Origin of the sequence: Paenibacillus oryzisoli, assembly GCF_001653565.1 — a bacterium.
GTDB classification, from domain to species: Bacteria; Bacillota; Bacilli; order Paenibacillales; family NBRC-103111; genus Paenibacillus_E; species Paenibacillus_E oryzisoli.
In genome coordinates, this window is record NZ_LYPB01000073.1 from 18316 (window position 1) to 30304 (window position 11989).

Annotated in this window: 11 protein-coding genes; 1 reads left to right on the plus strand and 10 read right to left on the minus strand. The window is 44.4% G+C overall.

Going from position 1 to position 11989, the window contains the following annotated elements; translation table 11 throughout:
• Positions 1–35 precede the first annotated feature (35 nt).
• The 7 genes from A8708_RS18400 to liaF all read right to left on the minus strand — a co-directional run bounded on the left by A8708_RS18400 (position 36) and on the right by liaF (position 7326).
• The gene (locus A8708_RS18400) at positions 36–1511 is read right to left on the minus strand and encodes a sensor histidine kinase (protein ID WP_068666059.1); all 1476 of its coding nucleotides are present in this window, start codon (positions 1509–1511) and stop codon (positions 36–38) included.
• A gap of 1 nt (position 1512) precedes the next feature.
• Positions 1513–2202, minus strand: coding sequence for a response regulator transcription factor (locus tag A8708_RS18405; RefSeq protein WP_068666061.1), 690 nt, complete (start codon positions 2200–2202; stop codon positions 1513–1515).
• Between the two features lie 115 nt (positions 2203–2317).
• Positions 2318–3913 (minus strand): S1C family serine protease, encoded by a 1596-nt coding sequence (locus tag A8708_RS18410; protein ID WP_068666063.1) that lies wholly within the window; start codon positions 3911–3913, stop codon positions 2318–2320.
• A gap of 138 nt (positions 3914–4051) precedes the next feature.
• On the minus strand, positions 4052–4465 hold the full coding sequence (locus A8708_RS18415) for a YugN family protein (protein WP_068666066.1): 414 nt from the start codon (positions 4463–4465) through the stop codon (positions 4052–4054).
• Between the two features lie 102 nt (positions 4466–4567).
• Complete coding sequence (locus tag A8708_RS18420; protein WP_157264879.1) at positions 4568–5218, minus strand: response regulator; 651 nt, start codon at positions 5216–5218, stop codon at positions 4568–4570.
• The gene (locus tag A8708_RS18425) at positions 5215–6240 is read right to left on the minus strand and encodes a HAMP domain-containing sensor histidine kinase (protein WP_239696768.1); all 1026 of its coding nucleotides are present in this window, start codon (positions 6238–6240) and stop codon (positions 5215–5217) included. Before A8708_RS18425 ends, A8708_RS18420 begins: the two co-directional genes overlap by 4 nt.
• Before the next feature lie 24 nt (positions 6241–6264).
• Positions 6265–7326, minus strand: a complete 1062-nt coding sequence (gene liaF / locus A8708_RS18430) for a cell wall-active antibiotics response protein LiaF (protein ID WP_068666069.1) — start codon at positions 7324–7326, stop codon at positions 6265–6267.
• A gap of 271 nt (positions 7327–7597) precedes the next feature.
• Between liaF and A8708_RS18435 the strand changes: the two genes are divergently transcribed.
• Entirely contained in the window at positions 7598–8887 is a 1290-nt protein-coding gene (locus A8708_RS18435; RefSeq protein ID WP_068666071.1) for an ammonium transporter, read from the plus strand.
• Positions 8888–8932: 45 nt separating this feature from the next.
• Here A8708_RS18435 and A8708_RS18440 read toward each other — a convergent pair whose 3' ends face one another.
• The 3 genes from A8708_RS18440 to A8708_RS36865 all read right to left on the minus strand — a co-directional run bounded on the left by A8708_RS18440 (position 8933) and on the right by A8708_RS36865 (position 11894).
• The gene (locus tag A8708_RS18440; RefSeq protein ID WP_239696769.1) at positions 8933–9313 is read right to left on the minus strand and encodes a hypothetical protein; all 381 of its coding nucleotides are present in this window, start codon (positions 9311–9313) and stop codon (positions 8933–8935) included.
• Positions 9314–9391: 78 nt separating this feature from the next.
• On the minus strand, positions 9392–10915 hold the full coding sequence (locus tag A8708_RS18445; RefSeq protein ID WP_068666073.1) for a methyl-accepting chemotaxis protein: 1524 nt from the start codon (positions 10913–10915) through the stop codon (positions 9392–9394).
• Positions 10916–11231: 316 nt separating this feature from the next.
• Complete coding sequence (locus A8708_RS36865) at positions 11232–11894, minus strand: 3D domain-containing protein (protein ID WP_068666075.1); 663 nt, start codon at positions 11892–11894, stop codon at positions 11232–11234.
• Positions 11895–11989 lie beyond the last annotated feature (95 nt).

Consider the following 11989-nt stretch of genomic DNA (forward strand, 5'->3'; position numbering starts at 1 on the left):
ACCTAAACCGTTGTATTTCTTCTAATTATATCTGATTATATGGCATGTGGGAAGTTTGCCGGAAGCCAGATTAAAAAGGTACTTCCTTCGTCCTTCCGAGTGGTGACTTCGACAGATCCATCATGCTCATCAATGATCCATTTGGCAATAGATAAACCAAGCCCTGTCCCAGTCGTAATCCCTCTAGACAAATCCGCACGATAGAACCGGTCGAAAATATGAGGAATATCCTCTTTATCCATCCCTATGCCGGTATCCGAGACCCGTATGCCAATAAAACTGTTTCGACGTATCGCATTAATTGTTACAGTGCCTGCCTTCGTATATTTAAAAGCATTTTCGATAAAAATGAACAACAATTGCTGCAGGTAATCACGGTTTCCTTGAACAACAGCATCCTCGAGCGCATCAAGATTGCCAACTTGCCATTCAGCCGTATGCTCAAGCAGTTGAGCCCTCCTGACGACTTCATGAACTAGCGGCTTGAACTCCACTGGATGTTTCTCCATAAGAACACCAGCATCCGCCCTCGCAAGCGCAAGCAAATCATTGACTAACCTGCTCATCCGCTGTGCTTCCCCAGCAATGTCGTGCATGGCTTCCAAGGACATTTGAACCTGATCAGGCGTTGCTAAAGCTTGTGTCCCCGAGGTTTGCTTCCACATCTTCTCCAACAAGTCCACGTTGCCGCGAATCGTTGTTAATGGTGTTCTCAGCTCATGCGATGCATCCGATACGAAACGTCGCTGTGCACGGTAGGCTTCATCTAATTCCACATACGTTATTTGAATACGGGACAGCATGCCATTAATCGTATTCGTCAACCGGCCAATTTCATCAAGAGGGCCATCGTAGTGGATGCGCTTCTCTAAATCATCCCCACTTTCGATTTGATTGGCGGCCTCTATCACACGCTCAATTGGTTTCAATGCTTTTCGTGCCAAGAACCAGCCTAGGGAAGCTGCAACGAGAATCGTAAGGATCGCCCATATAATCAGCGTATTGCGCAGGGTAACAGCTGTCCTTTCGTAGCTCCCAATTGGTACGGCAGTTTGTAATACACCAATCAAATTCCTCGTCTGATCGTCTGATCGAATGCCTAAATGGTAGATGAGGATATCTTGGTTCAGAAACTTGGTTTTCTCAAAAAAACCAGGCTCCGTTTTTAATTTATCTATAACTGCTTGACTCAAAGGTAATGTCTGTTGATAATTTTGCAAATTCGCTGATCGATTATAGCTCTTGAGCAACACATTATATAATTGCAAGAAGGTGTTTGTAGATAAGAAATCCCTAGCCTCTAATTCTAAATCGAGCGTAAGACCTTTCTTAGACAGTACGTAACTTGTCTGAATACGCTCCGCGCTAGTGACAGCTTCTTTCTTCAAATCCTCACGAATTTGATCATACAGGAAGAAGTTCAGAAGAAAGTAGAGAACAATCCCAAACAGCAGCATCGTGATGGCCAATATGCCTGAATACCATAGCGTGAGCCGCAGGCGAAGCGACATTTTAATTTTCCCCTCTCAATACATAGCCAGCGCCTCGGACCGTTTGAATCAAACGTTTGTGGCCAAATTCTTCTGTTTTCTGACGCAATAAAGCTATATAAACCTCTAGCACATTGGATTCACCGCTGTAATCGTAGCCCCATATCTTCTCCATAATGATATCCCGCGAGAGCACACGTTTCGGATTCTGCATAAATAGATGCAGTAAATCGAACTCTTTCGTCGTTAATTCAATCAACTTCTCGCCGCGAAATACCTCACGTGTATCTAGATCCAGGATTGCATCTTCAAAGCTGAGTCGATTGTTCGTTTGTTCAGGCCGTTCCGTTCTTCGACGAAGTAATACCCGCACCCTCGCAAGGAGTTCTTCCAAAGCAAAAGGCTTGACCAAATAGTCATCGGCTCCCAAATCCAAACCTTTGACACGATCACTAATATCGTCTTTCGCAGTCAGCATGAGGATAGGCACCTCGCTGCCACTTTCACGGATTCGCCGAACGACTTCCCACCCATCGATGTGTGGCATCATAACATCCAAGATGATTAGCTGCGGTTCTGTCACTAACATTTGCTTGAGACCTTCCAAACCGTTCGCTGCCGTGGTAACCAAATAACCTTCAAATGCTAGTCCACGTCTCAGCATGGATGTGATTTTCTCATCATCATCAATAACCATAATATTCTCTCTCATTGGTCCGCCCCCATTCTACCCTCTATTGTAGCAAAATTACCGCCTAGCAAAAAGAAGCAGAGCCTGCAAGCTTGAGGCCGCGGACTCTACTTCCCTTCTATTAAAGATTTAGATCTTACTGTGCTGGTGTCTCAGCAAGTGTATTCTTGTCACCTACCGTAACTGGAACTTCCGTACGCTTGCCATCACGAATAATGCCTAACGTTACTTTGTCGCCAACCTTCGTTCCTTGAACCTTCGTAATCAACTCTTGAGAGTTCTTGATCTTGGTGCCATTCAAATCAACGATCACATCATATTGACGCAAACCTGCTGTGAATGCTGGGCTCTTACGTTGAACACTGCCTACCAAAGCGCCATCTGTGTTAGGAAGCTTCAATTCACTAACCCAATCTTGACCGATATCTTGCAGACCAACCCCAAGGTATGGAACTGGTTCTTTCGGAATCGTCACATTGTTTTTCAAATTCTCTAGAACGGAAGAGATTGTACTCGTTGGAATCGCAAAACCAATCCCTTGTGCTTGTGAACTTACGGCTGTATTAATCCCAATTACTTCACCATTAAGGTTCAAGAGTGGACCACCTGAGTTACCAGGGTTAATGGAAGCATCTGTTTGGAGCAAATGTTTATACTCACGCGTCCCTTTCTCATCAGGGATACTAATTGGACGCTCTTTGGCACTCAGCACACCTACAGTGACTGTGTGATCGAACCCGTAAGGGTTACCAATCGCAACGACCCAATCACCTACGTTAACATCATCTGCTTTACCAAGAGGTAGGATCGGGAAATCTTTGTCGCCCTCAATTTTGAGTACGGCCAAATCCAAATCATAGCTGTTCCCTAACAATTTCGCTTTAAAAGGCTTGTCGTATCCTTCTACGGTGATTTGAATTTCATCTGCACCATCAACCACATGCTCATTCGTTAGGATATACCCTGTTTTCTCGAAAATAAAGCCAGTCCCCATACCCGCTGGTTGCAATTGTCCGCTGCCTGAGTCATTTTGACCACTCTTAGGGGTAGTTTGGCCACCGCCGTTATCGCCAAAGAATTGACGGAAGAATGGATCATCGAACAATGAGTTTCCACCGTTGCTGCGACTTGACGTCTTCGGCTTCACGAGTGATTCAACCTTCACGATCGCAGGCCCTGCATTCTGAGCAATTGCCGCGATGTTACCCGGGCGAACGACATCAAGCGCTGCATTCTTCAATTCACCACCATTGCTATTGGAGCCGCTTGCCACTGTTGTCGCAGAACTTGAACCCGAAGCTAGAGGTTGATTCCCCGAAAACATATTCGTTCTATCTGCGGTAAACATCAATGCACTAACGACGAGTGCTCCTGCCATGAATGCTGCAAACACGCTTTTTACGGAAGAACGCTTCTTCGCATTAGGATCCCAAGCTGCTGGACCTTGAGGCGCATTCTCTGAACCAAAGCTGAAAGGCCGAAGCGTCTTAGGCGGAGTTACTTCTACATTAGAAGTGCCTTCAGAACTTGTGGAAGAGGTCGTTAGGGATTGACCTTCACTTTCTTCATTAAAAGCAGATTTGTATGGCCCATACGAATAGTAGTATGAAGGTCTTTCTTTGTTCGGCTCTTGCCCTTCGTTCGCTCGTGATTGCCCTTGTGTAGTTTCCTCGTTGTTATCATTATTCTGCGGCTTGAAAAAGTCGCTGTAGTCTTTTTTATTCTCGTCCATAGATCTTACCTCCATAGTTAAAGTTATAAGTGCATGTTCTCTCGAAGGATCTTGTTGTTCTTTATGTCTCTATCATGCACTCACAACCTTAAACGAATATTAAAAATCAATAAAATGGAGGTAAAAATAGGAGAAAAATTAATGAATCCATGCTCTTTCAACGGATTTTAATACACTAGCAGCTTCATTCACCCATTTATCCTCAATTCCAGCATCGGAATCCAGCGGTGCTTGGAATTGATCAATTAATGCACCCGCTGTTTCCATGTCGGCTTCTGGATCTAATCCTTCATTATAGACATGTTTCAGAACGAACGGAGTACCGACCTCAACGAGGGCATCCGTCGATTCCGCATCCCCTTCAATTCTGCCCGTGACGACTTGAACGGGAATTCTCAACCATACTTTATTCGCTTCATCCAGCGATCGATCAAAATAGCCGTGGTCATAATCCCAACCACCACCCAAGTTAAAATTAAACTGCTCTAACTGAGCACGCACCTTATCAAATGTTTCTTGTACCTGCTCCAGTGAGGAAGATAGTGGTTTCATAGCAAGTGGACACTCCTTAAGCGCTCATATTATTTTACTTACGCATAGAATGTGCCAAATTGATGTTTTTATGTGCGATTATCCCTCAAATTGTTCCCGCTGTTACACCCATCCCTTGCGATGTGCGAATATGGCGAGTTGTGTTCGATCGTCAAGCTCACATTTCATCAACAGGTTGCTAACGTGTGTTTTAACCGTTTTGATACTAATAAAGAGTTCTTCAGATATATCCTTATTGCTTTTCCCCTCGGCAATCAAGAGAAGCACTTCCCGCTCACGTGCTGTCAGACCTTCCTGTTCCGGTAATTCATTTCGTTGTCTAATTCCCCGAGTCAATGCTTGGGACACTTCAGCATTCATAACTGGCATACCTCGGTATGCACTCTGAATCGCGTGTATTAATTGATCAGAAGAAACGGTCTTCAACATGTAACTAATAGCTCCGGACTCAACAGCTTCCAGAACCTTGGCTTCCTCCAGAAATGAGGTCAGCATAATCACTTTAATCTGTGGAAACATATCACAAATAAGCTTCGTCGCACCGATCCCGTCCAACACCGGCATCGTCAAATCCATGAGAATAACATCAGGCTGTGATGTTAGATTCGCTTCCTTCAACTGATCAAAAGCAGCTTGACCATTAGGCGCTTCCCCTACTACTTCTAAACCAGGTTCCAATGAAATGTAAGTACGCAAACCCACTCGTACCATGTCATGATCGTCAACAATCATCACTTTAATGTTCGGATTCACTCTAGTTTTCCTCCTGAATGCCCTGAAAATCGCGGAATACGAACGCGTACGCGAGTTCCTGAGCCTAATTTGCTATCAATCTCCACTTCTCCGCCTAACTTCTGTGCTCGTTCTCTCATCGTTGACAGGCCATGGGAAGCAGAAGGGATATCTCTTCGTTCAAATCCTTGACCATCATCCTGCAATTGCAGCACGTATTGATGCTCTCTTTCATAGATCGCCAATCGGACCTGTTTGGCCGAAGCATGTTTAATGACATTCGCAAGTCCTTCTTGAATAATGAGAAAAAACTGATGTTCAATCGCCTCGGAAATGATTTCAGGCAGCGAGACATCAAGTTGACCCTGAAGTTCATGGGTCCGGCAATATTCCGGGAACCATTTCTCCAGGGCTTCCTGTAGGCTCATATCTTTGAGTTCGATCGGTCTTAGTTGTGAAATGAGCCCTCGCATTTGCTTCTGAGCATGATGCGACATCTCAATGAGCTGGTTTATGAGCGCTGGTGCAGCTCCCGGGTTCCTCTCCAATATTTTGGGAAGCGAAGATGCTGACATATGGATCGCAAACAGTTCTTGGCTCACAGTATCATGAAGATCTCTGGCCAATCGGCGTCTTTCTTCCATTACTGCACTCTCTGTCAGCTCCTGATCCCGAATGGCTTCGGCTTCCCCTAACTTTTGCAAGAGTTGAACGCGTTCTTCAATGGAAGTTGCCATACTATTAAAAGCATCATATAAGTACAAGAAGGGCTCAACTGGCTCCATATCGATTCGAACAGCGAAATTCCCTTTAGACAATTCCAGCATGGCGACATGAAGCTCGTCTACCTTGCGCTGCCACCTTCTAGTTGCAATGAAACCTACGGTTAAGCTGACTACTAGAATCCCAAAAGTGAACCAGAATCGAAAATCCCAAGACGCCAGTTCTTTGTCGAAATATTCAAGTACAATATATATCCCCGAAACCGTTACTACACTAGACAGTAGAAAGTAATTCAGCAGCTGCCACTTCATATTGAACATTCGCAATTTGTACATGCCCCATCCTTAACCGATCTTTTTAATGGTAATATCACCAATAAACATACTGGTAGTTACGACGATTTTATGTTCTGCCTCTTCATAATGCGAAGTTTGTGTTCTGATGTTGCGCAGAAACCCACTCTCGCGACGATCAAGAACTTTCATATCTCCGATAAAGGAACTCGCCATGACACGAACCTCAACATCCATATCATTCGGGATGAAAATCTTCACATCCCCAATGAATGCAGTGACGTGAATCGTTGTTTCCCCCCGCGGAATTGATGCACGTGTTAAATCAATAACGGAATCGCCAATAAAGTGTGAGATCTGTACAGGTTTTAACTCCCAAGCCTCTTGGCCAAGGTGAACATCGCCAATAAAACCATGACGATGCAGGACATTACCTGAATCAAAATTACGAACGAAGCCATCATATTTATGTTGATGTTGTTTAGGTTGCGGTTCCGTCCATTCACTCTGGTCCTCTTCTTTGGGATATGTGCCGTGGATTTCCTTCAGCACTTCCTTTTCTTCATCAGTAAGGCCCTGTTTCCTATTACTCGCTGAAGTATGATCCAGCTGTTCTTTGGAATTTCCGGAGAAATCGCCAGATATGTTCCAATTCTCAGAATCCCACTGCTGCTTATGGTGGGAATGTCGTGCTCGATTCGCTTCACGCCGAGCTTGTCTTGCTTCATCTTTCGCTTTCTTAATCGAAGGCCAATCAGGCGACTCTTTCTTGCCTGGTTTAAATATCACATTCAAGCCAAAAAGTATCAAAGCCACCGGCGCAAGAAATTTAAACATTTCTCCAATAGAAAGGTCGGTTACTTCTAAATTTTTCAAAAGGAATATCGTACCTACACCGCACATCACCAGGCTGCCTATGGATCCACCCCAATGGTACTTTCGTTGTGACGCAAAACCTATCAGCCCATAAAAGATCAGAATCACAGGCCAATACGTAGACACCAAATAGCCAATATCAATCTGAATTATTCCTAATTGATTTAGTAAAAAGAGCGTACCCGCAGATACGAGAACTAGCCCCCAAATCATTCTTTGAAACATATGCGGATTCATACGTTCTTCCTCCATTTGTGTAAAGCATTGTTAAGATAACTCTAGTTTATAAGATACAAGATGGAATGAAAAGAGACGTTAGATTGAAGGGCATCTCCGCCTCAAGACTGATTTATTTTGAAGGCTCAAACGAAAACCTGACATGAGTGTCGTATAAGACGAACATTCACTCGCTTATGTTATGTATTCTTACGTATTCCGTTGACATCGTTATCATCAGAACCGTATAATTGGGCTGATAACGCAAGTATTATAAGGAGAGATTACAGAGATGGATCCTATCCAACAACTTACTTCTGGCCTAGACACCATTTGGGTCGTATTGACTGCTGCCATGATTTTATTAATGGAAGGCGGTTTCGCCTTACTAGAAGCTGGGTTTGTCAGACAAAAGAATGCTGTAAGCATTATTATGAAAGTATTTGTCGACATCTCATTCGGCGCCCTTATTTTTTACTTCTTTGGATTTGCACTTATGTATGGTAAAGACATCGGAGGCCTCATTGGATCAACAGGCTTTTTCATGAGTGGAGATTTATCGCACATCTCGTTGACAATCTCACATGATACCTATTGGTTATTCCAATGTGCTTTTGTAATTGCCGTTATTTCAATTGTATCTGGAGCCGTAGCAGAACGCATCAATTTCCGCGCTTATATCCTTTATACAATCGCCATGACTGGATTAATTTATCCCATTGCGGGTCATTGGGTTTGGAGTGTAGGCGGATGGCTCGGCAAGCTTGGCATGGTTGACTTCGCTGGATCCGCTGTTATTCACGGTCTTGGCGGCTTCTCTGCACTCGCAGCAGCCATGATCATCGGCCCGCGTATTGGTAAATTCTCTGCGGATGGCAAAGCTAACATTGTTCCCCCTTCTAATTTGCCACTAGCTTCTGTAGGTGCATTTATCTTGTGGTTCGGTTGGTTTGGTTTTAACTCTGGAAGTACATTAAGCGCTACCAATGCTTCAATCGGACACATCGCAGTCACTACAATGCTATCCGCAGCCGCTGGTTCTGCTGCCTGCATCCTATTTACCATGATGCGATATCGCAAAGCAGATCCACCTATGGTTATTAATGGTGCACTCGCTGGACTCGTCGGAATTACGGCAGGCTGCGCCTTCGTCAGTGACGCAGCAGCCATCTGCATTGGTGCAATCTGCGGGATTGCCATGGTCTACGCAACGGAAATGCTCGAAGCCAGACAAATCGACGACCCCGTCGGCGCTTTTCCCGTACATGGAATCAGCGGAAGTATCGGCACTCTCGCTGTTGGCTTGTGTGCCAAACCGGATGCAATCCGTGAAGGAACATCTGGGTTATTCTATGGCGGAGGCTTCCACCTCCTAGGTGTTCAAGCGCTTGGACTCGTCACTGTCTGCGCTTGGGGATTCTTCATTACTTGGGCTTTCTTAAAGCTTATCAAGCTCATTGTACCCTTACGCGTAAGCCGCGACGAAGAGTTGATCGGTCTAGATGTTGGTACACACGGAGTCCCAGCATATAGCCAAGAAGAAGGATTCTTGGACTTACAACATTTGAAGAATAATCCTTGAATCGAAAGAAGAGGACACCGCACAAGCAGTGTCCTCTTCTTTATTTTAGGATGAGAATATGTCTTCAAACTCCTCTGGGAACGTAATATCGTCGCCAGTCGTAGAAGCATTCATGATTTGTCTCGCTTGCTCGATTTCAGCGCGAAGCTTTCTTACCTGCTCCATAGGTTTCTTCACATAATGGATATATTCAACAGCAAGATGGTGATCCGGCTTCTTACCGGTTAACATGCGTCGAAAAGATGACATGGTTTGATAAGCCCGCTCTTCTTTCATTCTCTTCACTTCATATCGCTCAACAACCTGCTCAATTTCCCGAGCCTGCTGCTCTCTCCGCGTAATGAAAGCCTCCAAGAAAGGAAGTACCTCCGCAGCTTTCCTAGTTGTTCTTAATGGCATACCATCCGATCGTAATGCTTGCTGCATGTTCCATCACCTATCTCTCCGTGTCAAGATTTATAACAGTAATCTTATTTTACACTAAAAAGAGCGGTTTGAGAACTACTAATTTAACACTAAATCAATTCCAACGACACCAATAGGCGTTCCCATGTCATCTATAATGGATTTAGACAGCGTAATGCATGGTTTTTTCGTAATAGCTGACACGTACTCGTCCGAAATGAAGAGCTCACCTGCCATTGCCCGCTTCCACCACTCTCTTCCCTTCGCATTTACTAATCCTGCCTCTGGCTGCGAGTAGATGAAAGTTCCATCCCCGCGATTTGACCATATCGCTTCAATTCCCACCGTTTTCTTCAAAATCCCATGTAAATGCGAGGCATGCTTATCTTCCAGTAGAGATTTGATGTCAGGAACGCGTACAAGCGCATTCAGCAATTGTTTCATTTCTTCAATGTTAACACGAATGGTTCCTTGCTTACTCTTCATACCAACAACTTGTATGGCCGTGATAAGCTCAGCAGAAGAACGGTCTAAATTCTGATTAATATGCTGCAACCTAGAAACCTCATGGCGTTGCTTCTTCATTTGATCCAGCGTACGTTCAACACTCGACATCGTCTCATTCATCAAATCCACGACCTCCCCTAAGGATGTCCGCGTTCCAGTCACGAGAGAGGATTGGTGCTGCGTCGAACTTGTCGTACTAGCCACTAGACTGTTTACATGCAGAATCAATGAAAAGATCGTATCGATCTTGCCTTTCATCACTTTCATCTCATCAATGCCATGCGTCACAGAAGCTTTCTCTTCCGCCACAGCGGCCACAACTTGCGATACGCCGCTCTCGATATCAGCTAGAAGCTCAGACGATTTCTGAACAGCTTCATGGCTTTGTGCAGCCAGCTTCTTAATTTCTTGCGCTACGACAGAGAAGCCTCTTCCATGCTCACCGGCTCTAGCCGCTTCAATAGAAGCATTCAAGGCAAGTAAAGATGTTTGAGCAACAACCTCTGTAATGAACGTGTTGATCTCTTCTATTTTGGACGTATGCTCGGTTAAATCTTGAATTTTCTTCTGCATTGTATCATTGTTCACGTGTAAATCATTCATGACTTCGTCCGTTGCATTCAAGGAGCGACAGACGTCCACTACTGTATCTTTGGTTTGTTCACTTTCACGATGCATATGCAACGACGAATCTAAAATCTGATCGGCAGCTGCAGCCACTTGCTGAATCGCAGCAAAAGCCTCTTGGAGTTGATTTGCGGCATGCTGGCTTCGCCCCTTCAACTCTTCTTCACCTTGGATGGAAGCATCCGCAATTTGAAGCAGATGCCCGATGGATCGGTTAACCTCTTCTACTGCTGCTGCTAGTCGATCCGCAACAACCTGTGATTCTTGAATAAACGTACGGAATTGTTCTTCTTGATTCCGCACTCCTTGTTCTAGCTCTCTACCAGATGTTCTAGATCCCAGCCAAGCACCTACACCCAGTAACAAGAACACAGCAACACTAACTACGGCTACCCATTTCGAAGCAGAAAATAAAGCGAATACATTTACAAACATACCAATAAGAACACAACCATAGAACCATGCTTTCTGCTTTGACTCCGTCCACATGTGCAACCGGAACTCCTCCCAAAAGGAACAAAATGTTAGTTTTTGTTACATTATATCGAATATAGGAGGGGTTGAAAAGAATTAAAACGGAGACCCTCTCGGGTCTCCGCCTAATCAACAACGCTATTTGTTATTTATTTTGGTTTTGTGTGTTGTTTTGTTGCTGCTTATTAGGTACCGCTACTTCAGTAGCAAATTCAGCGTCTTGCCCTGCTTTCTTGTTGTTCTTGTTCTTTGCCATGTCAATCACCTCCTGTATGAGTATCTTTTCCCAAACAGGATTTTTTATGAATATCTTTTTAGTCAAAATTGTCCATTACAGTGCTTTTGCCGGGGAAAGTATTTCATCCTTCAACTGCTTCCATATAACCTCGGTAACTTTACCGTTCCCTTTTTTCACGACGAACACCTTAACCGTTTTTTTTCCCCATTCTTTATACACTTGATCCTTTGTGTTGAAATAAAGATCAATTTTCTTGCCTTTGATCGCACTTCCTGTATCTGCTACAACCCCATACCCATAACCTGGTATAAACAATACGGTACCTAAAGGGAACACCTTAGTGTCCGCTGCAATTGTCGATAAAGCCTTATCATCGCGCATGACTCTCATACCTGAATAGGTGATGCCATACGTAGGATGGTCCGGATTCTTTCCTGTTGATTCTTTGCCCGCCGAATACCCGGTCGCTGTCACTTCAACTGCCGTGTATTTCGATAAATCAGAATCCAAATTGGGAATATAACGGTAACTTGCTTGTTGTTGTTGTTGATGTTCCTGAGCAACAGGGCGTGCAATCGAAACGGCAACCACCGCGCTCGCTTCATTTTCCCGTTGTTCTTGTATATGGGTATCGGTGTTTACCGCCCTATAGTTCCCTTGGTAACTAGCCTCTTCTCCGAAAAGCACAACCATAACGGTTAGCACCATCCATGCCAAAATCCATTTGGATTGCTTCGAAGTATCGGTTATTTTCATCGTTTTAAGCCTCCCCCTACTCTTGTAGGTTTTCCATTTCCTTTCATCACTAAACCTCCAGATACAGACTCACTGTATAACATGTCCTTCTTTTA

Bases quoted from the DNA above. Each gene is read 5' to 3' on its own strand.
- A8708_RS18400 (WP_068666059.1), bottom strand. From the start codon at position 1,511: ATGTCGCTTCGCCTGCGGCTCACGCTATGGTATTCAGGCATATTGGCC.
- A8708_RS18405 (WP_068666061.1), bottom strand. From the start codon at position 2,202: ATGAGAGAGAATATTATGGTTATTGATGATGATGAGAAAATCACATCC.
- A8708_RS18410 (WP_068666063.1), bottom strand. From the start codon at position 3,913: ATGGACGAGAATAAAAAAGACTACAGCGACTTTTTCAAGCCGCAGAAT.
- A8708_RS18415 (WP_068666066.1), bottom strand. From the start codon at position 4,465: ATGAAACCACTATCTTCCTCACTGGAGCAGGTACAAGAAACATTTGAT.
- A8708_RS18425 (WP_239696768.1), bottom strand. From the start codon at position 6,240: ATGTTCAATATGAAGTGGCAGCTGCTGAATTACTTTCTACTGTCTAGT.
- liaF (WP_068666069.1), bottom strand. From the start codon at position 7,326: ATGAATCCGCATATGTTTCAAAGAATGATTTGGGGGCTAGTTCTCGTA.
- A8708_RS18435 (WP_068666071.1), top strand. From the start codon at position 7,598: ATGGATCCTATCCAACAACTTACTTCTGGCCTAGACACCATTTGGGTC.
- A8708_RS18440 (WP_239696769.1), bottom strand. From the start codon at position 9,313: ATGCAGCAAGCATTACGATCGGATGGTATGCCATTAAGAACAACTAGG.
- A8708_RS18445 (WP_068666073.1), bottom strand. From the start codon at position 10,915: ATGTGGACGGAGTCAAAGCAGAAAGCATGGTTCTATGGTTGTGTTCTT.
- A8708_RS36865 (WP_068666075.1), bottom strand. From the start codon at position 11,894: ATGAAAATAACCGATACTTCGAAGCAATCCAAATGGATTTTGGCATGG.